General features: G+C 40.2%; 27 protein-coding genes and 1 other annotated feature. Of the genes, 22 read left to right on the forward strand and 5 right to left on the reverse strand.

Features of this window, described 5'->3' with window-relative positions; all coding sequences use genetic code 11:
• Positions 1 to 25: 25 nt before the first annotated feature.
• From liaF to OTG27_RS21035, 4 genes are all read left to right on the forward strand, one after another.
• The gene (gene liaF / locus OTG27_RS21020; RefSeq protein WP_063575359.1) at positions 26 to 772 is read left to right on the forward strand and encodes a cell wall-active antibiotics response protein LiaF; all 747 of its coding nucleotides are present in this window, start codon (positions 26 to 28) and stop codon (positions 770 to 772) included.
• Complete coding sequence (locus tag OTG27_RS21025) at positions 769 to 1815, forward strand: sensor histidine kinase (RefSeq protein ID WP_268938004.1); 1047 nt, start codon at positions 769 to 771, stop codon at positions 1813 to 1815. The genes liaF and OTG27_RS21025 overlap by 4 nt, the downstream gene beginning before the upstream one ends.
• Positions 1808 to 2449, forward strand: a complete 642-nt coding sequence (locus tag OTG27_RS21030; RefSeq protein ID WP_034309572.1) for a response regulator transcription factor — start codon at positions 1808 to 1810, stop codon at positions 2447 to 2449. The genes OTG27_RS21025 and OTG27_RS21030 overlap by 8 nt, the downstream gene beginning before the upstream one ends.
• 126 nt (positions 2450 to 2575) lie before the next feature.
• The gene (locus OTG27_RS21035) at positions 2576 to 2875 is read left to right on the forward strand and encodes a hypothetical protein (RefSeq protein ID WP_268938005.1); all 300 of its coding nucleotides are present in this window, start codon (positions 2576 to 2578) and stop codon (positions 2873 to 2875) included.
• 61 nt (positions 2876 to 2936) lie between these two features.
• Here OTG27_RS21035 and OTG27_RS21040 read toward each other — a convergent pair whose 3' ends face one another.
• Positions 2937 to 4100: an MFS transporter gene (locus tag OTG27_RS21040; protein ID WP_063575362.1), complete on the reverse strand. Its 1164-nt coding sequence runs from the start codon at positions 4098 to 4100 to the stop codon at positions 2937 to 2939.
• Positions 4101 to 4287: 187 nt separating this feature from the next.
• Between OTG27_RS21040 and OTG27_RS21045 the strand changes: the two genes are divergently transcribed.
• The 4 genes from OTG27_RS21045 (at position 4288) to OTG27_RS21060 (ending at position 8871) form a co-directional block, all read left to right on the forward strand.
• Positions 4288 to 4521 (forward strand): hypothetical protein, encoded by a 234-nt coding sequence (locus OTG27_RS21045; protein ID WP_268938006.1) that lies wholly within the window; start codon positions 4288 to 4290, stop codon positions 4519 to 4521.
• Positions 4522 to 4987: 466 nt separating this feature from the next.
• Positions 4988 to 5224: a binding site (T-box leader), on the forward strand.
• Positions 5225 to 5283: 59 nt separating this feature from the next.
• Positions 5284 to 6633, forward strand: a complete 1350-nt coding sequence (locus OTG27_RS21050; RefSeq protein WP_249597298.1) for an amino acid permease — start codon at positions 5284 to 5286, stop codon at positions 6631 to 6633.
• Between the two features lie 227 nt (positions 6634 to 6860).
• Complete coding sequence (locus OTG27_RS21055; RefSeq protein WP_268938007.1) at positions 6861 to 7517, forward strand: phosphatase PAP2 family protein; 657 nt, start codon at positions 6861 to 6863, stop codon at positions 7515 to 7517.
• Between the two features lie 151 nt (positions 7518 to 7668).
• Complete coding sequence (locus OTG27_RS21060) at positions 7669 to 8871, forward strand: hypothetical protein (RefSeq protein ID WP_268938008.1); 1203 nt, start codon at positions 7669 to 7671, stop codon at positions 8869 to 8871.
• 136 nt (positions 8872 to 9007) lie between these two features.
• Here OTG27_RS21060 and OTG27_RS21065 read toward each other — a convergent pair whose 3' ends face one another.
• Positions 9008 to 10396, reverse strand: a complete 1389-nt coding sequence (locus OTG27_RS21065; protein WP_057276854.1) for an L-cystine transporter — start codon at positions 10394 to 10396, stop codon at positions 9008 to 9010.
• 284 nt (positions 10397 to 10680) lie between these two features.
• Here OTG27_RS21065 and OTG27_RS21070 point away from each other — a divergent pair, with 284 nt between their 5' ends.
• From OTG27_RS21070 to OTG27_RS21100, 7 genes are all read left to right on the forward strand, one after another.
• Positions 10681 to 11190 carry a GNAT family N-acetyltransferase gene (locus OTG27_RS21070; RefSeq protein WP_268938009.1) on the forward strand — a complete coding sequence of 170 codons (510 nt, stop codon included), beginning with the start codon at positions 10681 to 10683 and terminating at the stop codon, positions 11188 to 11190.
• A 174-nt stretch (positions 11191 to 11364) separates the two neighbouring features.
• The gene (locus OTG27_RS21075; protein WP_095679147.1) at positions 11365 to 11823 is read left to right on the forward strand and encodes a VOC family protein; all 459 of its coding nucleotides are present in this window, start codon (positions 11365 to 11367) and stop codon (positions 11821 to 11823) included.
• Between the two features lie 96 nt (positions 11824 to 11919).
• A complete protein-coding gene (locus OTG27_RS21080; RefSeq protein ID WP_268938010.1) occupies positions 11920 to 13530 on the forward strand; it encodes an ATP-binding protein in 1611 nt (536 codons plus the stop codon).
• A gap of 2 nt (positions 13531 to 13532) precedes the next feature.
• Positions 13533 to 14237, forward strand: coding sequence for a response regulator (locus OTG27_RS21085; RefSeq protein WP_268938011.1), 705 nt, complete (start codon positions 13533 to 13535; stop codon positions 14235 to 14237).
• 44 nt (positions 14238 to 14281) lie between these two features.
• The gene (locus tag OTG27_RS21090; RefSeq protein ID WP_268938012.1) at positions 14282 to 14563 is read left to right on the forward strand and encodes a hypothetical protein; all 282 of its coding nucleotides are present in this window, start codon (positions 14282 to 14284) and stop codon (positions 14561 to 14563) included.
• Positions 14564 to 14636: 73 nt separating this feature from the next.
• Positions 14637 to 15938 (forward strand): CitMHS family transporter, encoded by a 1302-nt coding sequence (locus tag OTG27_RS21095; RefSeq protein ID WP_268938013.1) that lies wholly within the window; start codon positions 14637 to 14639, stop codon positions 15936 to 15938.
• Positions 15939 to 16001: 63 nt separating this feature from the next.
• A complete protein-coding gene (locus tag OTG27_RS21100; RefSeq protein ID WP_176548666.1) occupies positions 16002 to 16148 on the forward strand; it encodes a hypothetical protein in 147 nt (48 codons plus the stop codon).
• A 76-nt stretch (positions 16149 to 16224) separates the two neighbouring features.
• On the opposite strand, the gene yyaC is transcribed toward OTG27_RS21100, so the two are convergent.
• Positions 16225 to 16794, reverse strand: coding sequence for a spore protease YyaC (gene yyaC / locus OTG27_RS21105; protein WP_268938014.1), 570 nt, complete (start codon positions 16792 to 16794; stop codon positions 16225 to 16227).
• Positions 16795 to 17018: 224 nt separating this feature from the next.
• On the opposite strand from yyaC, the gene OTG27_RS21110 reads away from it, so the two are divergent.
• A complete protein-coding gene (locus OTG27_RS21110) occupies positions 17019 to 17861 on the forward strand; it encodes a pentapeptide repeat-containing protein (protein WP_268938015.1) in 843 nt (280 codons plus the stop codon).
• Positions 17862 to 18246: 385 nt separating this feature from the next.
• Positions 18247 to 18984, forward strand: coding sequence for a MerR family transcriptional regulator (locus OTG27_RS21115; protein WP_268938016.1), 738 nt, complete (start codon positions 18247 to 18249; stop codon positions 18982 to 18984).
• An 85-nt stretch (positions 18985 to 19069) separates the two neighbouring features.
• On the opposite strand, the gene OTG27_RS21120 is transcribed toward OTG27_RS21115, so the two are convergent.
• A complete protein-coding gene (locus OTG27_RS21120) occupies positions 19070 to 19471 on the reverse strand; it encodes a hypothetical protein (RefSeq protein ID WP_268938017.1) in 402 nt (133 codons plus the stop codon).
• Between the two features lie 127 nt (positions 19472 to 19598).
• Between OTG27_RS21120 and OTG27_RS21125 the strand changes: the two genes are divergently transcribed.
• On the forward strand, positions 19599 to 19976 hold the full coding sequence (locus tag OTG27_RS21125; RefSeq protein WP_268938018.1) for a UPF0715 family protein: 378 nt from the start codon (positions 19599 to 19601) through the stop codon (positions 19974 to 19976).
• A gap of 31 nt (positions 19977 to 20007) precedes the next feature.
• Here OTG27_RS21125 and OTG27_RS21130 read toward each other — a convergent pair whose 3' ends face one another.
• Positions 20008 to 20688, reverse strand: coding sequence for a copper homeostasis protein CutC (locus OTG27_RS21130; RefSeq protein ID WP_268938019.1), 681 nt, complete (start codon positions 20686 to 20688; stop codon positions 20008 to 20010).
• 217 nt (positions 20689 to 20905) lie between these two features.
• Between OTG27_RS21130 and OTG27_RS21135 the strand changes: the two genes are divergently transcribed.
• The 4 genes from OTG27_RS21135 (at position 20906) to OTG27_RS21150 (ending at position 23198) form a co-directional block, all read left to right on the forward strand.
• Positions 20906 to 21172, forward strand: coding sequence for a transporter suffix domain-containing protein (locus OTG27_RS21135; protein WP_034309540.1), 267 nt, complete (start codon positions 20906 to 20908; stop codon positions 21170 to 21172).
• A 39-nt stretch (positions 21173 to 21211) separates the two neighbouring features.
• Positions 21212 to 21814, forward strand: coding sequence for an NUDIX hydrolase (locus OTG27_RS21140; RefSeq protein WP_307730145.1), 603 nt, complete (start codon positions 21212 to 21214; stop codon positions 21812 to 21814).
• Between the two features lie 394 nt (positions 21815 to 22208).
• The gene (locus OTG27_RS21145; RefSeq protein WP_052137328.1) at positions 22209 to 22670 is read left to right on the forward strand and encodes a DUF2690 domain-containing protein; all 462 of its coding nucleotides are present in this window, start codon (positions 22209 to 22211) and stop codon (positions 22668 to 22670) included.
• A gap of 84 nt (positions 22671 to 22754) precedes the next feature.
• Entirely contained in the window at positions 22755 to 23198 is a 444-nt protein-coding gene (locus OTG27_RS21150; protein ID WP_176548667.1) for a DUF2690 domain-containing protein, read from the forward strand.
• Positions 23199 to 23222 lie beyond the last annotated feature (24 nt).

Genomic DNA, 23222 nt, shown 5'->3' on the forward strand with positions numbered 1-23222 from the left:
GATCATATACAGGGGAGGCGAACCGATGTTGAACAAGATGAAGACGGACTATATGGGATGGATACTTCTCATCGGAGTCGTCCTGATTTTTTTAGAGATTGCATTTACGGGTGGAGGTCTCCTTTTTTCCCTCGCTTTTTCAATAGGATGCATCTATTTAGGCAGGAAATTCACAAAACGGACAATCGGGAAAATCCTATTTTTTATAGGGCTGATTTCGCTTATCATCAATGTCTTGAATATGTTCGTCTTTAAATTTTTCCTAATGGCGATCCTCATTTATCTTTTGTTTTTATATTATCAGTCCAAAAAGAATCCTGACTGGGTCAGTCCCATTATAACCAATGATGATTCGGACGAAGAAAAGATCAATAAGGAACGACTGCTGAAAACCGATTATCTATTTAAAAATAAGTTGTTTGGTCATCAACAAACGACCGAACATGTATATGAATGGAATTCCGTGAATGTTCAGGGCGGGGTCGGCGATACGGTTATCGATTTAAGCAAAACGATTTTACCGAAAGGCGATGCTGTCATTTCGATCAGGAATATCATTGGCAATATCACCGTCCTTGTACCGTATGGCATCGAAATCAGGGTCCATCATTCTGTCATTGCGGGCAGGGCGCGGATTTTTGAAAATAAACCTGAATCCAGAGTCTTTAATCAAATTTATTCCTACCAAACGGAAGGGTTCAATGAAACGGATCACAAGGTTCATATCATCACTTCAATCTTAGTTGGCGATTTAGAGGTGAAGCGGATATGAGCATAATGACACGGCAGATATTGACTGCCCTTGGTGTTGCTTTCGTTCTTTCCCTTGCTTTGCCGGCGATGGTTTTCTTCATCTTTCCTTTATCCGATTGGAGTGTATTGTGGGAGAAAGTGGTCATGGGATTACCCTTCGTCATATTTTTGCCAAGCCTGGTCATGACGGTAGGGCTGATTTATGGAGTCGTTTCGGGGATGTTTTGGAAGAGACAGCTTGAAAGGGTGGATGAAGGTCTGCATTTTCTTGAACAGGGCCGCTTACCCTCGCAACAGGAAACGTATCCAATTCAAGAGATGGCTAAAATGGAGGAACGGATGCAACTGATCTATAAGCAAATCAATGAGCAGACTAAATTATCGCAAAAAATGGCGAATGAAAAGGCCATTGATCAGGAGAAACAGATTCAGGAAATCGTTTCCCAGGAACGAAACCGTTTAGCGCGGGAGCTGCATGATTCGGTGAGCCAGCAATTGTTTGCGGCTTCGATGTTCATGTCGGCCATCACCGAATCACAAACCGATATGGAAAAAACGGTAATGAAACAATTCAAGGTAGTGGAAGAAATGATCCATCAATCCCAGCTTGAGATGCGGGCGCTATTGCTTCACTTGAGGCCTGTTGCATTAAAGGGAAAATCTTTACATGAAGGAATGAAGGAGCTTCTTTTGGAATTGGCCCAAAAAGTGACGATGGATATAAATTGGAAGATGGAGCCTGTCACTCTGGATAAGGGGATTGAGGACCATCTGTTTCGGATTTTACAAGAATCGATTTCCAATACGCTGAGACATGCAAAAGCGAATTCGCTTGAAGTGTTATTGATCGTCCGTGATGGAATGATCATTTTACGAATAACGGATGACGGCATCGGTTTTAACGTCGAGGAGTCGAAAACGGGATCTTATGGTCTGCAAAACATGCATGAACGGGCTGTTGAATTAGGCGGGACGATGCAAATTGTAAGTGTTCCGAATAAAGGAACGAAACTTGAAGTGAAAATCCCATTATTAAATGCTGGAGGTGATCATGATGATTAAAGTATTATTTGTCGATGACCATGAAATGGTAAGGATAGGGGTATCGGCTTATTTATCTGCACAGTCGGATATCGAAGTGATCGGGGAAGCGGACAATGGTTTGAAAGCTGTAGAACTGGCAATGGAATTGCGTCCGGATGTAATTTTGATGGATTTGGTGATGCCGGAAATGGACGGCATAGAAGCGACGAAACGAATTATTGAAAAATGGCCAGAAGCGAAAATCATCATTGTGACAAGCTTCCTGGATGATGAAAAAGTGTACCCGGCATTGGAAGCCGGAGCGACGAGCTATATGCTGAAAACATCAAAGGCCAGCGAGATTGCGAGAGCCGTCCGTTCCACTTTCCAGGGTCAAAGCGTACTTGAACCTGAAGTGACGGGAAAAATGATGGAAAAGCTGCGTCGCCCTAAAATCACCCAGCTTCATGATCAATTGACAAACCGTGAAATGGAAATTTTACTGCTGATGACACAAGGGAAAACGAATCAGGAAATTGCCGATGAACTATACATAGCCCTGAAAACCGCCAAAGTGCATGTCAGCAATATATTAAGCAAGCTTGCCGTACAGGACCGCACGCAAGCAGTGATCTACGCATTTAAGCATTCGCTCGTTCAAGAAGAAGAGTAAAGAGCGTCTATTTACCAATAGAGGAAAGTTTGTTATATTTAGGGAAATATCCCATCCTGTAAAGTTCATTCAAGGTTGCTGATTGCAGCCTTTTTTACGGATTACAGGAAAAAAGCAGGTGAAATGATGTTAAGAGTGATTTTAGAATTATTTCGTATAATCACCATTATTTTCGTTATTGGAATGATTATGGGGCTCATCATTCATTCAATCTATGCGATTTTTGGAATAACCGTAGAGAATGCCACGGGCGGATGGATCGTTGGTATGGCAATTTTTCCATTACTTTATGTACTCTATAAAAACCGGCTTCAATTTTCAGGTTTCTATAAAAATGGCAAACAAGTAAAACTCTCAAACAGGACAACTGCTACACTGCTTTGCTCCTCTGTGTTAATGTTGACGGTTGCCCCTTTATTTCGCTAACGGAATGTAAAAAGAGCATGTTTTATTCAAAACATGCTCTTTTTTATACCGTTTTTTTAGATTATACAGCTTCCTCTGCGGTATCGAGCCTCGTTCCGTATATCCGATAAAGAACCAAAGCGAATACCATTCCTACAAAGGAGATGGAGGAAATGAACAAGTAAAGGGTCTTCCCGCCATATGCTCCATATATGGCTCCGCCTATATAAGAAGCAATGATTCCCGAAACCCCAAAGAATAGCAGCGCCAGTACGGTCTGGCCTGTGGCACGCCATTCCACCGGAACAATCCGGTATAGATATTGGATGGCCGCCGAGTAGAAAATCGGGAAAGTCAACAGCTGCATGATTTGCAAATAAGCTAATAGCTGTGGATCGGTAATCCACGCAGAGACGAAATAACGGATAAAGAAAAATGCTGCTGCAAACGAAATGATGATGATTTCCTTACCTTTGCGCAGCCACCAAAAGCTTAAGGCGAATACAACGATTTCACTTCCCGCCGCCAAGAACCAGGTCAAGCCTACAAGCTTGGCACTTCCTCCAAGTTCCCGGATATATACTCCAAGGAAGGTATCGTTCATCCTTGCTGGAACAGCACAGATAAAGACCAATAACAGAAAGAGAAGCGTCTCTTTATTGCTGAAAAAATGCTTAAGGCTACTTAAGGTGACAGGTTTCCCTGAAACGGGAGCATCAGGCATCATCCAGCTGACAATGAAGCTGATTAAACCTATGCCTGCAAAAAGGAACGCAAGGCTGTTCGCTCCGAAATATGACATAACATAGCCGGTGATCAGCGATATGACCGCATAACCCAATGCACCATATGTCCGGATGGAGCCGTAGCTGATCCCGGATTTCTCTGCCATTGTAAAATTGAGGCTTTCCGTCAGGGGATCGATCGGCATCAGAAAGAAATATAGCAGCATGGCAAACAGGATGAGCTGAAGATAACTGCTTGAATCATAGAGGAAATAACCGATTACGCTCGAGAAAAAGATGAGTAACAACAGGACTTTTCGTATAGTCCTTGTTTTGTCGCTGATCATTCCCCATAAAGGCTGGGTAATGAGGGTGACAAAACCTCCTGTACCGATGATGAATCCGATTTGGGCTGGACGCAAACCTTGATCAGCCAGATAGACTGGGAGAAACGGAATGAAAATGGCAAGCAGTCCAAAATATAAAAAGTTAAAACTCTTTAATAATCGTATTGCTTTCATAAAAAATATGATACCTCACGTGTTCTATAGAGTGGATTGATTTCAGACCATGTTATTGTATCATTGATGACAGAATTTGAAAAAATAGTTTTAAATAGATTTGGTTTCGAGGGTAAATCTCACTTTTAAAATATGGATGTAAATGTTAGAATTAACACTTATTGTTAATTGAAGAGGGTGTTAATTCATGGACCAGGACACAAAAGTGATTCAAGAGTTGCAGCAATTGAAGCAAAAAGTCGGTCATCTTGAAGACTTATTAACGCAGCAACAGAATAAAAAGGAAAAAGCAGGACCATTTCGAATCTTCCTGGACGCAGTAGGCTCACTGCTATTTGGATTAATTGTTGTAGGACCGGTTGTGGTGATTGTCGTTGGGATTCTGATGGTGGCAGCTTCATGGTTAGGGAAGGAGTTTTAAACGTTTAGGAGAGTCTGGGCTTTTGTGAATTTATTGATTTGATGAGGTGACCAGTGAAGTAAGCCCTGCAATAGACAAGAAAAGTGGGATTTATTTCTATATAGAACCTGCTAAATAAGTCATAAGAACATTTGTTGAATTTACGAAACTACTGGTAAATTGAGGGTATCCATAAAGGACACTCTTTGTCTTTTGGAAACCTTGCAAATATGCTTCAACCATCATGGGTTCTTCATTTTCATCTTTTAAGACTATCTAACACTTGATTCTGCAGCCGCAGGATGTTCCTTAAGTGCTATTGAATTTGTATATTGTTTGTCCGCCAGTATTCTATAATTGGGTCAAGGGCTTTCACGATTTCCCCTAATTTGTTTCTTTGAAAATATTATCCTAAGAAAGTTATTGACAAATTTACCTTGAGTCCGTATAGTATGGGATATTATTAAAAATATTCAGATATAATTTTTCAAACGCAATGAACAGGAGTAGTAAAAGCTCATTATTCGGTGAAGAGAGCTGCGGGTTGGTGCAACGCAGTCCAATGATACTTTGAACTTGCCTGGGAGTGGTAAAGCGAAAGATAGGAATGATTCCATTCTTTTGTTTTAACGATTAACCTTCGTTACAAGGTTTTTAAAGCAGGGTTCTTTAAAGAGCCAATAAGAGTGGTACCGCGGTAAGCTTAAGGCATATCGTCTCTTTCTTCATTTGATTATGAAGGAAGAGACGATATGCTTTTTTTGATTTTTGGGAGGTAAGGATATGGAAACGGACAAACGGAATTTACAGAGGACAATGACTTCAAGGCATATTACGATGATGGCATTAGGCGGTGCCATCGGGGCAGGTTTATTTAAAGGAAGCAGTTCAGCCATTGATATGGCAGGCCCTTCCGTAATCCTTGCGTACTTGATAGGAGGCATCATCCTATTATTCATCATGCAAGGTTTAGCTGAAATGGCGGTCCGCAATAGCGGTGCACGAACATTCAGGGATTTGGTCCAATCGATCTTAGGAAAGTATCCTGCCTATTTCCTGGATTGGATTTATTGGAAAATGTGGGTGTTGAATATCGCGGCCGAATCAGTGGTTGCGGCGATTTTCCTTCAATATTGGCTGCCCGGATATCCAATCTGGATATTGGCATTAGCTGTTTCGGTTTTGGTTACTGCGGTTAACTTGCTGTCGGTAAAGGTTTTTGCTGAAACGGAGTACTGGCTTGCTTTAATTAAGATTACGGTCATCATTGTGTTCATCATGGCTGGATTATTGTTGCTGCTCGTTACTTTTGGTGATCATACCGCGGTCGGTTTTTCTAACTTGACCGAACATGGCGGTTTCTTTCCGAATGGATCGACAGGTTTGATCACGGCGATGCTGGTGGTAATCTATTCATATGGCGGTACGGAAATCATCGGGGTCACATTAGCTGAAACGAAAAATCCTGAAAAGGTGGTTCCAAAGGCCGTTCGCAGTACATTGGTCAGGATCATTTCTTTCTATATCATTCCTTTTTTCATCATCGTTAGCTTAATTCCTTGGAACGAAGTAAACGGGGTGAAGGAAAGTCCGTTTGTAATGGTCTTTCAAATGATCGGGATTCCAGGTGCCGACCATATCATGAATGCCGTCGTTCTATTAGCGATCATATCATCGATGAACTCCGGGTTGTATGGTTCATCCCGCGTTCTGTATACACAAGCCGTGGATGGTCGCGTTCCGAAAATCTTTTCCCGTTTATCCAAGAAGAAAGTACCTGTTCCCGCAATATTGATGTGTACTTCCGCTTTATATGGCGGTGTATTGATTTCCTTATTTGCTGGAAGCAAGACCTTCGATTTCCTAATGGGTTCGCTGGGATATACCGTATTATTCATCTGGTTGATCATTGCTTTCGCCCATTTGAAATCACGTAAACAACAGTCCGGAAAAACAAGTGCCTATTCGGTAAAATGGTTCCCGTATACGACTTGGGCTGCAATCATTGCTTTAATAACGATCCTGATCGGAATCATTTTCACGACATCCATAGTCGTTACGATCATTACTCTTTGCATCTACATCTTCATTTCCTTAACGTATGTATGGAAAAAACGCCATAACAAAATCTAGAGATGGCGGATTGATCACTTTTGCCTTCCCGCATATAAGTTTCATATCAAGCCGTGGTATATGCCATGGCTTTCGTTATGTATTCTTAGTCGGATTAAAAGTAAGAGATATCCATTTTACTAGTTCATGGGATTCATTAACTTTAGCGATTAAAGAGTTAATCCATTGAAAAATGTAGTATAATAATCTTTGGAAAAAAACTAATATATTGAAAGCCGGAGCGAGCTATGAAAAACAATTCCATACTATCCTTTCACCCGTTATATTATTTATCACTTTTGATGATTACTAGTTCCATCTATTCAATCATCAATCAATCTTCAGGTCATGCTGTCGATGTTACGACTATAATAGATAGGGAGATTCCCTTTATTAAAGAATTTGCCGTTCCTTATTTACTTTGGTATCCGTATATTTATGGATTGCTGATTTACTATTGCTTTGTTGACCGAAAGCACTATTTCGTCGGATTAGGCAGTTTGATATCGGGGAAACTTCTCTGTTTTCTTGTATATTGCCTTTGGCAAACGACAGTTCCGCGTCCAGAAGTCGTGGGCAACGATATCTTTGCCCAGTTAATGCGGCTCATCTATAGTCATGATCAACCTGTCAACTGCCTTCCCAGTATTCATGTACTGACCACATTCATCATGATGATCGTCGCCCATAAGCGGAAAGAAGAGCACAAATGGGAGTATGCCAGTGTCACTGCATTCGGAACACTGATCATCCTCTCCACGCTATTTACGAAACAGCATGCTGTATTGGATGCACTCGCAGGAATCCTCCTTGCATGCGGAGTATATGCAGCCGTCCAGTATACCTTCCATGCGCTACCTGGTTTTCAGGCCAATCATTACGCAGCGAGGCAAATTAAAAAGTGACCACAGGAAAAAGCCACTGTAAGAATATTCACTCCCATGAGTTGATATGTTACAGTGGCTTTTTGTTTTTTATTGAAAAATTGGACATTTATGTAAATTATATATGGTATTATATTTTTAATCGAATGGAAACAGCGGAGGGAGGAAAAGAATGCCTCATCATCTTGATCGAATGGCTGAAGAATTGGTTAAAGCAAAGTTGGAAAATTATTGGCCGGGTTTTGAACTTGTTGCCTATGCCATATATGACAAGAGTAATGTTTATCTATTCAATCATCCTAAATTCAGTAACAATCCACTATGTACATATCATATTTTAAAGTGGGATACCGAGTTTGCTGCTGACACAATCATTATGTATGAAGAATATCCCACTGCAATTGTTAATATGGATCACTATAAGGAATATGAAGGTTTGTTTTCAATAGCGGTTCATGAATTGTTTCACGGCTATCAATATATAAAGGATGAAAAACGGTTTCCCGATGAAATGCTGGGAATCACATATCCGTTGTCAAAAGAAAATGTGGAATTAAGAAATCAGGAACGAACAAATCTTTATTATGCAATGTTGGAAAATGACCAAATTAACAAGAAACAATACCTTAATGCCTTCATTGCCCTAAGGGAAAAAAGAGCAGCCAAGATTGATGAGTACCTGACATATGAAAATTTGATTGAAACCATCGAGGGACCTGCGTGGTATGTCGAATTGAAGGCTTACTCGGAGAAAAGCCCGCTTGATTACGATTCAGTTTTAAAAAAGTATGCACAACAGCTAATAAACAAGTATGAATCCACTTCTAGTATTAGAAGTAGTTGTTATAGCTCCGGGTTGTGTATGTGTTTGTTACTGGAGGAGCTTTCACCAGGCTGGATGGAAAGTTTTTTTGATAGAGAAGATACATTATATGACCTATTAAAACAGCAGTCCGGTGATGATATAGAAGATTCAATGGCTGATGTGAAGATAAGTCCTGAAACAGAGGAAGTCGTTAATTTTGCCCTGGAAAAGAGAATGAAAGCATTTGAAGAGTTTAATGAACAAGCAGGCATTCATTTATATATTGAAGGGGAAATGACTGCTAAATCCTTTGACCCGATGAATATCATCCCATTAGAAGATAGACTGTTACATAAGAGCTTTATAAAAGTAAGGATGAACAATGAAGATTTTCTTATTCAACAACCGGTTATTGCCCATGTTGATCATGGAATTCAAAACATAAATAAATTACATCTGATAGTAGGGAATGAACCCTTTGAAACCAATGATTCTCTAACCATTGATGGTGTTGGAGAAATAAAGGGAAGATATAAGAAGCAAGAAAATATCTGGCATGTACTTATTTAAACTGAATTTTATCTTAAACTGGGTTTCAAGCATCAATCTCTTATTCCTTTTTGTACCAAGAATGCTTGAATTGAATGTACAGCCCATGAAAAAAAGCATCGAACCTCCCATGACAGGAAGTCCGATGCTTTTTCTTTTACATTTCAGCTTCAATTTTCAAAGATGTTTCTTCGCTGAACTGTTCTTTATCCAGGTCGCCCGTTATTTTACTTGTCAGAATACCGGAAGTCATGCTTCCGCTGACATTCACGGCCGTTCTTCCCATATCGATCAATGGCTCGACGGAAATCAACAGGCCGGCCAAGGCGATTGGCAGGTTCATTGCAGATAATACAAGGATGGCAGCGAATGTTGCTCCTCCGCCTACACCTGCAACCCCGAAAGAGCTAATGGCCACGATGGCAATCAACATGGCGATAAAGGAAGGATCTAGCGGGTTGATCCCAACCGTTGGAGCGATCATGACCGCTAACATGGCCGGATAGATTCCGGCACAGCCGTTTTGACCGATCGACAAGCCAAAGGATCCGGCAAAGTTGGCAATACCTTCGGACACCCCTAGTTGTTTCTGTGTTTGGATGTTCAATGGCAGAGCGCCAGCACTTGTTCTTGAAGTGAAGGCAAACGATAATACTGGGAAAGCTTTTCTCAAATATACGATTGGATTCAATCCTGCAAGCATCAGCAATAGCAAATGGATGAGGAACATGACAATCAGGGCCACATATGAGGCACCTACGAATTTCCCTAATTTCAGGATGGCATCCAAATCACTCGTAGCTACCGTCTTCGTCATGATCGCCAAGATCCCGTAAGGTGTTAAACGCAGGATCAATGTTACTACGCGCATGATGATGCTGTGCAATGTATCTACTATTTTAGCAAAAAATTCAGCATGTTCAGGCTGTTTCCTTTTGACTCCTAAATAGGCAATCCCAAGAAATGCAGCAAAAATTACAACGGAAATGGTTGATGTCGGACGTGCACCCGTTAAATCAAGGAACGGATTGGACGGAATCAATTCAAGAATTTGCTGCGGCATCGTTTTATCCTGAATCGTACCGTATGTTTCCGATATTTGATCCCCGCGGCTTAACTCCGCTTCCCCTTGCTCAATTTGAACGGCTTCTAAATTGAATACAGTTGCCGAGGTGATTCCGACAGCAGCTGCAATCGCAGTCGTTCCAAGCAGGATTCCGATGATCAGGACACTGATCTTTCCAATATTGCTAGTCAGTTTCAATCTTGTGAATGCGGATAAGATCGAAATGAAGACAAGCGGCATGACGATCATTTGCAGGAACTTGACATAGCCGGAACCTACAATGTTAAACCAATCGACCGATTTAACGATCGCCTCTGACTGAGGTTCATAGAAGTACTGCAAAAGAAGTCCGAATACAATTCCTAAACCAAGTCCAGTAAAGACCCTTTTTGTAAAGGAAATATGCTTCTTATTCATGTAAAATAAAACGCCTAAAAGAACGAGCATTATGGCAAGATTTAAAAACACATAACCAATCATATATATTCCTCCTAATTCCGATTAACCAAATGAGAATAATAAATATCTGAAGCCTATGATACAACATCCGTTGATTTTTTACCAGAAGAAAATAATTTATTTTTGACTTTTCAAGTAATTCATGTATTTATCTTTATTCAGGATCTGGATTTGAGGGAACAATAAAGGGATGCTGGATCAAGCCAGGGTACAAATCTTCATCTATCTATTTATCAGGAAGGATAAGCCCTTTGTTTTCTTGAATGGTATATGCCAAGCGTTTTTTTTGAAAGGGTGAAAGAATGATGGATATATACATTGACAGGCTTAATGAACGGGATGCACAAGCGTTATTTGCATTTGAATGCAAAAATAGAAGGTTTTTCGAACAAACGCTCCAGGGACGGGGTGATGATTATTATAGCTTTGGAACGTTTGGAATCAGGCATAAGGAATTATTAAAAGAACAAGAAGAGGCCATCTCCTCTTTTTATTTGATTAAGGATGGTTCAGGCATAATCGTCGGCAGGATTAATCTTGTGGATATCGACCCCATCAAGGGTACGGCTCATGTCGGTTATAGAATCGGTGAAGCGTTTACGCAAAAAGGGATTGCGAATGAAGCTTTAAAGCTTTTGATGAAGCTGGCGCCGGATTTGAATGTGATGCAAATACAGGCCAAAACGACAAGTGACAATATCGCCTCCCAAAAGGTTTTGGTGAAAAACGGTTTTGAACGGATTTCGATTAATGAGGAAATTGGTGCGGATTCGGGTCAAAAGCTAACATTCTTCCATTATAGTAGGAACCTTTAAATCCATTTCCTTCTATATAATAGAACGCATTCCATTTTTTAATTGTGAAAAGAGGGGGAGGTAGGGGCTGTCAAAGAAAAAACCTTCCCTTTAAACTAACCGAGCATAGATAATTGCGAGATATTTTCCCTGCAAAAGAGTTCCTTTACTAAAAAGAAGAAAGGAGAATCCAATATGATAGAAGGTTTATATGAAGCCCATTTACCAGTCAAGAACCTGGACATCTCCATGGATTTTTATAAGAAAATAGGCTTGAAGCTAGCTTGGAGAGATGAAGATACTGCCTTTTTTTGGATCGAGGAAAACAAAAGCTGGGTCGGCTTATGGGAAGGGAAGGAATATCAAACTCCATACCACCCTTCACTAAGGCATATCGCCTTTCGGGTAACTTATGATAATATGAAAAATGCATTAACTTGGCTCAAATCCTTGCAAATTGAAGTCGTCCCTTTTGGAAAAAGGACAACGATTGAACCATTTGTACGGCCGAACCAAGGAAACGCTTCCGTCTATTTCAATGATCCCGATGGCAATAGTCTCGAACTTATGTGTTCGATAAAAGTCCCTGATGCATATAAGCATATGACCGAAAAACTTTCGCTTGAAAAATGGGAAGAACTATTAACCAGGTGAACTTTGTAAAGGAAAATTTCCCCGCCCAGTCTCAATCATTAATTTTTTATAGAAGTATGAGCAATCAATATGGAAAGGCTTAGGGTATAAATGTAGATGTTTAAAATTAGAGTGAACTTATTAACTCAAATGACATTGCTCATCATATTCGTTGTTTTCATCAGTACCTTACTTGTGAGCATTCTATTCTCTACACTGCTGGAAGACATCGTCGAAAACCATATGGGTAAGCAAGCAATGACGGTTGCCAAATTAGCGGCTCAAAATCCAACGATCATCCAGGGATTTAACGATGAACAGCCCTCAAAGGTGATTCAACCCGCATCAGAACGGATTCGTCAAACAACAGGGGCCGATTATGTAACCATTGCGAATAATAAAGGACTGCGATACTCCCATCCCAATCCAGAATATATCGGAAAGCCCACGGCTACTAGTAATGATGCAGTACTCAATGAACACAAAGCAATTATTTATCAAGGAAATGGGATATCGGGACCAGCGATTAAAGCTAAGGCGCCAATCTGGAATGATAAAGGGGAAGTTATCGGTGTTTCATCTGTAGGGTTTTTGGTAGAGAATGTGCAAGATCAGCTATCCAATTATAAAATGAAGATTATTCATTTGTCACTTATCCCAATCAGTGTAGGTATCGTGTGGGCAATATTTATAGCGCGACGCTTAAAAAAGCTCATTTTGGGTCTGGAGCCTGAGGAAATTTCTTTTCTTTTTCAAGAAAGGGAAGCGACACTTGATGCCATCCGATATGCTACCATTACGATTAATATTGAAAAACAGGTTACTTCCATGAATAAAAGAGCACGTGAATTGTTTCAGGATCATCAGCTTATGGTGGGTAAGCGGATTGTAAATGGACATTTAGAAAAACTCATCAAAATCGTAATCAGCACAAAAGAGGGACAGTTCAATCGTAAGTTACTCTTAGGCCAACAGCTATACATTTTGGATTTATCCCCTATCTTAAATCATAAGGACGTCAGGGGCATCGTTTTAACAATAAGGACAGTATCCGAAATTGAACAATTAACAGATGAATTTTCAGAAATCAAGGCCTTTTCAGAAAATATGCGGGCACAAAATCATGAGTTTTTAAATAAATTGAATACCATTTATGGATTACTTAGTTTAAAACAGTATGATAGGGCAATGAACATCATCTCTTCTGAAGTGAGAGAGAGGCAAGATATCATTTCGTTTCTTATGTCATCGGTAAAAGATCCTTTAATCGCTGCCTGTTTACTTGGAAAGATAAACCGTTCAAAAGAATTGCAGGTTATCTTAGAAATAGAGCAGGAAAGCAATTTAAACAGTTCATTAAAACCTGAGGATTCCCATCACTTGGTATCCGTAATTGGTAATATCATCGATAATGCGATGGAGGCAGCAAGGCAAAAGAACAAAAATAAGGGAAAGGTCAAAGTTTCGTTTACAGATTTAGGAAACGAAATCATATTTGATATCGAGGATAACGGTCCTGGTATCCCTCATGCAATGGAGGATATTATTTTTACGGATGGTTATACGACTAAAAATGGGGAAAATCATGGGATCGGTTTGGCCATTGTGAAAAACTCCATTGGTCTTTTAAGCGGTGATATTTATATTGATCGCAGTTATTTGGGGGGAGCAAGATTTACACTCGTCTTCCCGAAGGATATAAATATAAAAGGAGAAACGGAGGCGTGAGAATGTCCAAAGGACCGATTACAGTTGTCATTGTTGAAGATGACGAGAATGCAGTGAATATATATAAACAATTTACGAATCAATTAGAGCAATTTACTGTCATTGCTACAGCTAGCACAGGCAAGCAAGCGCTGAATATACTGCATGCCGCACAACCTGACTTAATTTTATTGGATATCTTTTTACCTGATATGAATGGAATTGACCTTCTTCGGGAAATTAGGAGGGAATACCGGGGGATTGATGTAATTCTGATCACCGCCGCGAATGATACCGAAACAGTCAGTGAAGCGATTAGGGGAGGTGCATTTGGGTATCTTATAAAGCCGATCATTATCGATAAGTTTCTTGCGACGCTCAACCAATACGACATGACGAGACGGCAGCTGCATAATGGCAACTTGGTAAATCAAGATAAAGTGGATACTCTTTTTCGGACCATAAGTGATTCAAATACAGCAAATGATGTCCAAATGAATTCTCTTCCCAAGGGGATAGACAAACATACCCTGAAAATGGTCAGAAGCAAGATTCAAAACGTCAATGGCAGTTTAAACGCGGATGAACTAGGTCAACTTGTTGGAATTAGTTATTCAACCATGCGGAGATACCTGGAGTATTTAGTTTCCTGCAATGAAATGGAAGTTGAGGTTTTGTATGGAAGTGTCGGAAGGCCTGAAAGAAAATATAAAATAAAACACATGTAAATCCCAGTTGATGAAATTCGTTTTCATCAATGGGGTTTTTTCTTTTGGCTCTTTTCGTAAAGATTGTTGTTTTAAAACGAAACTATTATAGGTTGATTGGAGCGGAAGTGCGAGACTCCTGCGGGAGCTGCGGGACAGGTGAGACCCCACAGGCGTTTACGCCGAGGAGGCTCACCGCCCGCACCAAGGAAAGCGAGCACCTGGAGGGGAAATCAACCACACTGCACTACTTCGTAAATAGCAACAAAGTATGCGAAAACAGCCTTTCTTTTTCAGGCGTGAAAAAAATGAAAAAAACTCTTATTACTTTCTTTATATGTGAATAAGGCTTAATGGATGATAGTCTCTAAAGAAAGCGCTATCAAAACAAGATGGTGATAAACAGAAGGGGGCTTGAAGATGTTATCCATTTTAGGATTTTCGATGATTGCAGTATTCATGTATTTAATTATGTCGAAGCGACTATCGGCACTAGTGGCCATTATGCTCGTTCCCATCATATTTGGAGTGATTGGAGGATTTTTTACAGAGCTGGGACCCATGATGCAGGAGGGTGTTGAAGGGATAGCTTCAACTGCCATAATGATTTTGTTTGCGATTTTATATTTTGGAATAATGATAGATTCCGGTTTATTTGATCCGCTTATTTCTAAAATATTGAAAATAGTAAAAGGAGATCCTTTAAAAATAGTTGTAGGAACCGCTATTCTCTCAATGACCGTCGCATTGGATGGGGACGGGACAACTACTTACATCATTACTGTCTCAGCGCTTTTACCCCTTTATAAGCGTCTGGGCATGAACAAAATCATATTAGCCACTGTAGCGATGCTATCCATGGGTGTAATGAATATGACACCATGGGGGGGAGCTTCCGCCATGGCGATGGCATCGTTGAACCTTGACGCATCGGAATTGTTCTTGCCAATGATTCCTGTCATGGGATTTGGCCTGATTTGGGTTCTTGTCGTGGCTTTTATATTGGGAAAAGGGGAACGAAAGAGATTGGGCGTAGTGGAGATCCAGCATAATCACACAAACTCGGAGGCCAATTCCGAGTTAGCGGCAACAACGGTTTCCCGTGATTATCGCAGGCCGAAATTGGTCTGGTTCAACTTCATTTTAACGATTATGCTCATGGCATCATTAATCATTGATTTTATGTCTTTGACCATTTTATTCATGATTGCTTTCGCCATCGCGTTATTGGTCAATTATCCTGATTTGAAAGATCAGCAGGATAGAATCGCCGTTCATTCGAAAAATGCCTTGGCCGTCGTTTCAATTGTCATTGCAGCCGGGATTTTTACCGGCATCATGTCTGGAACGAAAATGATTGATGCAATGGCCATTACGTTGGTCTCTTTTATCCCGGAATCTTTCGGACCATTTTTACCGGTTATTGTTGCGTATGCAAGTGCCCCTTTTACTTTCTTTATGTCAAATAATGCATTCTATTTTGGCGTACTTCCCATTATCGCACAAGCCGCTGATGCTTATGGAATTAGCGCGGCAGAAATAGGGCGCGCTTCATTAATAGGGCAGCCGATACACGTATTGAGTCCTTTGGTAGCTGCAGCACATTTGCTAATAGGTTTAGTTGGCACTGACTTCGGTGATTTACAGCGGTTTGCCGTGAAATGGGCATTAGGGACTGTCACGGTCATGACAATAGCGGCGATAATCCTGGGAGTCATTTAGTAAAAGGAAGGGTTACTCTATCGTGCAGATCGGCAAATCGATATTCTATAATGGAGGATTTCAATGTGGATCATCACACTCTATAAAAGCAGAGATATTGTAATGTATGAATTTGAAACAGAACAAGCAGCAAGGGACGTTTTCTGTAATATTCAGGGCAATAAGTTTCTTTCAGAAGTTATTTACTTTAATGATCCAGGTTTAGCATGATGATAGCAATGTCCTTCAAGACTATGCATTTCATTGTTTACCCCGAAAAAGCTTAGGCTTTATTGGGGTTTTCCCATTATTTTAAACTTTTAACAATGATTCTTGTGGTAATCTTCGCCAGATTCATGACAGTATCCAGTCTTGTTTCATTTAGAGATTGTTTGGGCAAAAGGGGGTCTAAATAATTTACGACGGCCTTTAGGTGATAATCACCCAATTCAGGTAAGGGTTTATTCATCGCTTCACCAGGGCTAAAAGGACCTTTTGTCAGAATGATAGAACCGATTTGATGATAACCGCCCAAACAAGCATCGATGCCAAAAATAAAGGGATTTTTGAATTGCTTTTTTATTTCTTTCAAAATACTTTTCAAATTAAGGGCGTGAACAGGTTCTGCGAGTGTTCCGAAGACATGATAAGGGACTTGGTTTTCTCTTAGCATCGTCCCTACTAAAGACCCGAATGAGTCTCCTGTGGATCGATCTGAGCCAATACATAAAAAGATGATCTCTTTGGACGTTGACCGAAGAACTCCTGCGATCCGAAAAGACATTTCGTCCATTTCACCTTCTGTATCCAGCGTGTAGTTGCAATCCTGCATTTCTTTTTTTGTCTCCCCATTTTTCCTGCCACCAAAAGGATACATGCCTACACCCCCTAGAGTACCGTGATCTTGAATAAAGTATAACATGATTATGGAAATCACTTGCTTCCCTCTAATGATTAATTTCAGATTTCTTGTTTATTTGTATATTGTTAATATATAGATTAATTGGTTTTTTTGATAAAATGAAAACAAAAAAATATACTGTATGAAACTTTTGATTTTAAAAAAGGCAGAGCCAGTGTTTTATAGAAGGAAGTGTAAGAATGCAAGTAACGAATAACGATAGTATCCATTATCAATTACGTGCAGACTGTGAGAATTGTTTTGGTTTGTGCTGTGTAGCATTGCCATATGCAAAGTCTGCTGATTTTGCATTTGATAAAGATGGCGGTACACCATGTTCAAACCTTCAATCCGATTATCGTTGCGGTATCCATGAAAATCTCCGAGCAAAAGGGTATAAAGGCTGCACAGTATATGAATGCTTCGGTGCCGGTCAAAAGGTATCCCAGCTTACCTATGATGGAAACGACTGGAGGGACAACCCCGCATCAGCAAAGGAAATGTTCGAAGTTTTTCCAATTATGCAACAACTGCATGAAATGCTTTGCTACTTAAATGAAGCACTTAATTTAGAAGATGCGCAACCTCTTCACCGAGAATTGCAGGCCGCTTTTGAAGACACGGAATACCTCACTAAACAAAGTTCAAAGTCTATCATGGACCTGAATGTACCAGCTCATAGAACGATCGTTAACGATTTACTTCTGCGCACAAGTGAAATGGTACGTGCAAAGGTTTCAATTAAGAAAAATAAGAAAAAGCCGAACAAAATAGGTAGGGGAAGTGACCTAATCGGTGCAAAATTGAGAGGTGCTGACCTTAGGGGAGCGAACTTAAGAGGTGCTTTGCTTATTGCATCCGACCTCAAGGAAGCCGACATGAGAGTGACGGACCTGATCGGTGCAGACTTTAGGGACGCCGATTTAAGCGGTGCCGATCTCACCGGAAGTTTCTTCATCACACAAGCACAGATTAACTCGGCTAAAGGCGACACGAAGACAAAATTACCGCACTCATTAAGAATTCCCGATCATTGGAGGTAGAAGAATGTTTCATTCATGAGTAAAAGCGTAAAACTCACGAGTAAAGCCCAAACTACGAGTAAAAGTGCCAAACTTACGAGTAAAAGCGCCAAACTCACGAGTAAAAGCGTAAAACTCACGAGTAAAAGCGCGAAACTCGCGAGTAAATGCGTAAAACTTACGAGTAATGGGAAATTTACTACATAGTGCATGAACATCAATAGCGGACAAGTAAATTGGATTGGGCTTTAATCTGAAGTTTTTACAGAGAGTAAACTCTACTAACAGCGATTCTTCATTAGGAAGGATCGTCTTTTAAATTTGGGCGGGAAATGTTCATTTTTCCTTTGACTCTGACGTTGCGTGATACCTTAATGTAAATGTTATCGAAAGGAGGTAAGAAGCAGTGGCAATGAAAGTGAAGGAGCTAGCCGATTTGGTTGGCATTAGTGTGCGGACACTGCATTATTATGATGAAATCGGGTTATTATCGCCGGAGGAAATAACCGATGCAGGTTATCGCCTTTATTCGAATGATAATCTTGAGATGTTGCAGCAAATCCTGTTTTTCAGGGAACTTGGCATGCCATTAAAGGAAATAAAACAAATGGTAAACAGCACTTCGTTTGATAAACAAGATGCGTTAAAGCAACATCAAAAAATGTTACTGGAGAAACGCAGTCAGCTCGATAAATTAATTAAGACGGTCGAAAAATCGATCAAGCATATGAAAGGGGAAATTCAGATGACGAATAAAGAGAAATTTGAAGGATTTGACTTCAGTCAGAATCCATATGAAGATGAAGCTCGCAAGCTTTGGGGGGATAAAGCTGTCGATGAGTCGAAGGCTAAAGTGGCGGGCATGTCTAAAGATGCAGAGAAAGTTGTTTCGGAGATCTATTTAAAACTTGCGGCAATCCGAGATGCTTCGCCTAAGTCGGAGGAGGCACAAGAGGCCATTAAAGAATGGTATGATTGTTTGAACAATAACTTCGGCACATACACGCTGGATGCTTTCAAAGGGTTGGGTCAAATGTACGTGGACGATCAACGCTTCACCAAAAATATTGATCAATACGGTGAAGGATTGGCAAAATTCATGTGTGATGCGATGGGGCATTTTGCTGATGCTAACAAAAATTAAATCTCGGGATTGGGAAATTTCATGATGGAAGGTTGCTCCGGCAACCTTCTTATTTTGGAGCTGGATATCAGGCAATATCCAACCCCTATGGTCTATACCCGTATGAAAAATTGAATATGAATATGGAAAGTAAAAAAACGGCCAATGCTGGAATGAAACTAATTAGCACCCATCCCTTCGCTTCCTTACTTTTCACACTTGTGAACCATTTAAAATAAATGTACAGGAGAATGATTAAAAAGGACCATGAATAATAACCAGTCATCGTGTCAACCCAGGCTGAATTTTTATCCCAGTAGGCGTCAGGCACAGGAGTGATATTTTCATACCGTTCATCAATTTTATTTTTTGTGGTAATGAAGATATAGGAAATGACAGAGTAATAAACGACAATGGCGGCTTTTACCAACCAGGGTATGAATCTATTGGAAAGGACGATTATAAAGATGATGGCCAGAAACACGAATAATTCGATATATAGCTCCAAAATAAAAACACCTCCATTTTATATAGTATAATGATTATGTAAAAATTCCCATTATATTATGGACTGCGAGGTATTGGTTAAAATGGAACTTTGGAAAGTCAGTTAAAAGGTTTCGGAGCTAAGCGATTTGATTCCTTATTATTTTTTTAGTCTAGTTTCTTCCTGTCTGTCGCTTTCCACGGTGTTAGTTGTATTCAGCCTGGATACCTGGGGGGTGATTGGCATTATCGTGATTTCTTTTTATGTCGTCATCCCTTATTTATTATTTGCTGTTCCGGTACAGGTCCTTTTCAATAAACATCCTAAAAAATTCAGTGTAATCTATTTTTGCCTTTATATTTTTTTCTCTTTGCCGGCCGTATTCATTTATAGTTCGGTGCTTAATTTTGACTTCAGCATGGATATTTTGACTACAAAGAATTACTATGCAATCAGCCTTTTAGCGGCACTGTTTTTTTGGTTTTGGGATTCGGTCTTTTTACAAAAAAAAAGCTCTGCATCATAAAAAGGGACCGGTTAAATGGTCCCTTCCAACATTATTTCTTTAGCAAGTTTACGATTTCTTTAGCTTTTTCTAATGTAACTCCTTCGATGATACTGTTGTTTTTTCGAACAGCCGTACCGAAATGATAGTGACCGGTATGCAGTTCGGAATGGATAGAAAGGATATTATCCTTATTCAATCCGCTTCCAACCAGTATGGCTATGTCGCCGCAGACTCTTTTCATTTGTTGAATCGTTTTCATGCGGCTAGGGAAATCCCCATGCCCGCCTGAGGTCAATATCGTAGTGATTTCTGGATATTTGGCTAGCATTTCAGCTGAAATGACAGGGTCGTGCGTATCATCGATGGCTCGGTGGAATGTAATCTCCAAACCTTCACATACGGTCAATAGTTCTTCGAGGTATGGTCGATTGATTTCATTTTTTTCATTTAATGCACCTAATACGACCCCGTTCGCTCCCAGTGATCGAATGATTTGGATATCTTTTTTCATGATTTCCAAATCCTTTTGCGTATAGCAAAAAGATTGGCTATGAGGTCTTACCATCACGTTGACTGGTATCTTCACTGAATTGACGACAGCTTCTATCAGGGCGTGGCTTGGAGTTAATCCACCCTCGGCTAAAGAACTGACAAGCTCGATTCGGTCTCCTCCCGATTCTTCGATTATAAGGGCATCTTCTATCGTTGTGGCAATGAATTCAATGTACATTGGATTTTCCTTTCCTGCATGCAAGTGTTATATGAATATTAAATCCATTAAAAATCGCAAAGTCAATTCATTAATAGTTTTCCTCAAATGGAATATCTTTATTTCTCAAATTTATGAAACGAAATGAACATTCAAACGTATAAAAAAAGAATACATTCAATGGTATATTTGTTCGGCGGGGTAATTAAATGAAAATATCATGACGGAGGTTATTTAATTGGATAAAGAAAGTAAGGAAATAAAGAAATCGAGATTTTACAAAGTAGGGATGGGGTTCCTTATCATTTCCCTTCTCACTTGGATCATTCCTGTCGCGGCTCCTTTTACGCCATTTTCGACTGCGGTTAAGGCTGGGGTCATAACAGGTGCGATTGTCTTTGCTGAAGTGATGTTTTGGGCAGGTGCGCTTTTGGTCGGGAAAGAAGTGGCCGCTAAATATAAAGGCTATTTAAACCCGAAAAATTGGAGAAAAGAAAAAGGCTGAAGCTGTTTTTTATAAAAAAGGGCTGGGAGTGAAGCTCAAATGGAAACTGAGTTGTTGAAAGTTTTCGATTCCAATCGCATTCAAACCGGTGTGGCTTCGCGAGAGGAAGTACATAGATTGGGACATTGGCATGAGGTTTTCCATTGCTGGTTCGCAAGTTCGGAAGCGGGCGTTGATTATCTATATCTTCAGCATCGTTGTGCGATGAAAAAAGATTATCCGAATCTATGGGATATTACGGCTGCCGGCCATTTACTGGCACATGAAACGGTATACGACGGAGTAAGGGAGATTAAAGAAGAGCTAGGCATTGACGTTTCCTTTGACGAGTTGGTTCCATTAGGGATAATTGAATACCATCAAACGAAAGAAGGCTTCATCGACAAAGAACTGGCAAACGTCTTTCTATATGAACGTGCACATAGCTTCGATGATTTCACCCTGCAGCCAGAAGAGGTTTCCGGGATGGTGAAGGTTGTGCTGACTGACTTCGAAGAGCTTTGGACCGAAGCGAAGGACAAAGTGAATATTAAGGGATTTGAAATGAATCACGAAGGCCGCAGGATGATGATCGATGATTTGTTGGACGGAATGAGTTCGTTCCGCATGATCGTTCCTATTATGATAACATCATTAGATTGATCAGAGAAAACCTCGCTAATTGAATTTAAAGCCCTGACAAAACGATTCGAGTTTTGTCGGGGCTTTTCTTTTTTTTTTGAAAAAAACATTAAGTATATCGACCTGTATCTTTCACGATCAACGGCAGCCTATTGGCTCGTTTTGTTCCAGCTTGATACGCATAAGTTCTTAGTTACCTTATTTTGCCCTGAATGGCTCATAGGGATAATGACTTTGTCTCTGTGATGATTCAGCTGATAAAGCAAGACATACCATACTGTAATGATGATGCCAGGCTGCATCGTAAAGGCGGGGATGTAGTTTTTCATGAACTAGGGAATTTATCACTTGTAAGAATATTACAAAATTGTAAGATGAACAGTGTATAAATTTTGTTAAGGGGATGAGTGAAATAATGAAAAAAATGGTTTTATGCATTTCATTTTTTGTAGCTTCTTTAGTCCTTTTTGGCTCCCTTGATTCTTTTGCGAACAAAGCTTCAGCCGAAACACACACCTATGATGGAAAAAGTCCTTACTATAATAGTTGTGCGAATAGCGCTGTCACGAAGAAGTCGGTGAAAATTTATGCCAATGGCGGTTCTGCCAATTTGGAATTGAAATTCAGCACTGTCTGTAAAACCGCCTGGGCGAAGATCACTCTAAGCAGACCTGCTAAAGCAGATGGTGAGGCAACGGCATTGGTTGTCCGCAATACTGATAATAAACAATTCAGCTGTGCATCTCCCGGAGGAAATGGTGAAATAAATAAAGGTCAAACGTCATGCTATACACCGATGGTATATGATTTAGATCCGCGTAAAGCAAAAGCGGTAGCCTTTTGGCCATATACAGCAGGTGAAACCGACTGGTATTAATGAAAAAATAAAAACCTTCATCTATATTTTTGCAAAGAAAGGATGAATGAATTGAATAAAAAGCTTAAAATGATAGGTTTAACCATGGTGATGACACTGTCGCTGTTTATTGTCGACTTTGGATTTGGAAAAAATCAAGCACTGGCCGAAACACACACCTATGATGGAAAAAGTCCATACTATAATAGTTGTGCAAATTCGGCGGTAACGAAGGATAAAAAATGGATTGATTCCAATTCATACGTAGAATTGAAATACAGCACTGTGTGTAAAACAGCCTGGGCAAAAGTGACCGTAACACGCCCCGCCGTATACAATCATGAAGCGGATGCCAGAATCGTCCGAAGTACTGATGGTAAGGCCTATACATGCTCAAGTTCCGGGGGTAATGGTGTTGTGAATATCGGGCAGACCTCATGCTATACACCAATGGTATATGATTATGACCCGCGCAAAGCACAGGCCCAAGGGATCCATGCGATTCCAAATAGTGATGCCTATAATAAAGCGGTGACTATTTGGTACTAAAAACAAAAAACGCAAAAAAGCATC

It is taken from the genome of Peribacillus sp. AS_2 (assembly GCF_026891895.1).
Lineage (GTDB): Bacteria > Bacillota > Bacilli > Bacillales > DSM-1321 > Peribacillus > Peribacillus frigoritolerans.

What these genes read in the sequence shown, in the direction of transcription:
- OTG27_RS21025 (WP_268938004.1), top strand. Translation starts at nt 769, where the DNA reads ATGAGCATAATGACACGGCAGATATTGACTGCCCTTGGTGTTGCTTTC.
- OTG27_RS21140 (WP_307730145.1), top strand. Translation starts at nt 21,212, where the DNA reads ATGGAAACTGAGTTGTTGAAAGTTTTCGATTCCAATCGCATTCAAACC.
- liaF (WP_063575359.1), top strand. Translation starts at nt 26, where the DNA reads ATGTTGAACAAGATGAAGACGGACTATATGGGATGGATACTTCTCATC.
- OTG27_RS21065 (WP_057276854.1), bottom strand. Translation starts at nt 10,396, where the DNA reads ATGATTGGTTATGTGTTTTTAAATCTTGCCATAATGCTCGTTCTTTTA.
- OTG27_RS21100 (WP_176548666.1), top strand. Translation starts at nt 16,002, where the DNA reads ATGTGGATCATCACACTCTATAAAAGCAGAGATATTGTAATGTATGAA.
- OTG27_RS21045 (WP_268938006.1), top strand. Translation starts at nt 4,288, where the DNA reads ATGGACCAGGACACAAAAGTGATTCAAGAGTTGCAGCAATTGAAGCAA.
- OTG27_RS21080 (WP_268938010.1), top strand. Translation starts at nt 11,920, where the DNA reads ATGTTTAAAATTAGAGTGAACTTATTAACTCAAATGACATTGCTCATC.
- OTG27_RS21110 (WP_268938015.1), top strand. Translation starts at nt 17,019, where the DNA reads ATGCAAGTAACGAATAACGATAGTATCCATTATCAATTACGTGCAGAC.
- OTG27_RS21040 (WP_063575362.1), bottom strand. Translation starts at nt 4,100, where the DNA reads ATGAAAGCAATACGATTATTAAAGAGTTTTAACTTTTTATATTTTGGA.
- OTG27_RS21050 (WP_249597298.1), top strand. Translation starts at nt 5,284, where the DNA reads ATGGAAACGGACAAACGGAATTTACAGAGGACAATGACTTCAAGGCAT.
- OTG27_RS21075 (WP_095679147.1), top strand. Translation starts at nt 11,365, where the DNA reads ATGATAGAAGGTTTATATGAAGCCCATTTACCAGTCAAGAACCTGGAC.
- yyaC (WP_268938014.1), bottom strand. Translation starts at nt 16,794, where the DNA reads ATGTATCCTTTTGGTGGCAGGAAAAATGGGGAGACAAAAAAAGAAATG.
- OTG27_RS21130 (WP_268938019.1), bottom strand. Translation starts at nt 20,688, where the DNA reads ATGTACATTGAATTCATTGCCACAACGATAGAAGATGCCCTTATAATC.
- OTG27_RS21070 (WP_268938009.1), top strand. Translation starts at nt 10,681, where the DNA reads ATGGATATATACATTGACAGGCTTAATGAACGGGATGCACAAGCGTTA.
- OTG27_RS21150 (WP_176548667.1), top strand. Translation starts at nt 22,755, where the DNA reads ATGGTGATGACACTGTCGCTGTTTATTGTCGACTTTGGATTTGGAAAA.
- OTG27_RS21085 (WP_268938011.1), top strand. Translation starts at nt 13,533, where the DNA reads ATGTCCAAAGGACCGATTACAGTTGTCATTGTTGAAGATGACGAGAAT.
- OTG27_RS21030 (WP_034309572.1), top strand. Translation starts at nt 1,808, where the DNA reads ATGATTAAAGTATTATTTGTCGATGACCATGAAATGGTAAGGATAGGG.
- OTG27_RS21055 (WP_268938007.1), top strand. Translation starts at nt 6,861, where the DNA reads ATGAAAAACAATTCCATACTATCCTTTCACCCGTTATATTATTTATCA.
- OTG27_RS21060 (WP_268938008.1), top strand. Translation starts at nt 7,669, where the DNA reads ATGCCTCATCATCTTGATCGAATGGCTGAAGAATTGGTTAAAGCAAAG.
- OTG27_RS21095 (WP_268938013.1), top strand. Translation starts at nt 14,637, where the DNA reads ATGTTATCCATTTTAGGATTTTCGATGATTGCAGTATTCATGTATTTA.
- OTG27_RS21145 (WP_052137328.1), top strand. Translation starts at nt 22,209, where the DNA reads ATGAAAAAAATGGTTTTATGCATTTCATTTTTTGTAGCTTCTTTAGTC.
- OTG27_RS21035 (WP_268938005.1), top strand. Translation starts at nt 2,576, where the DNA reads ATGTTAAGAGTGATTTTAGAATTATTTCGTATAATCACCATTATTTTC.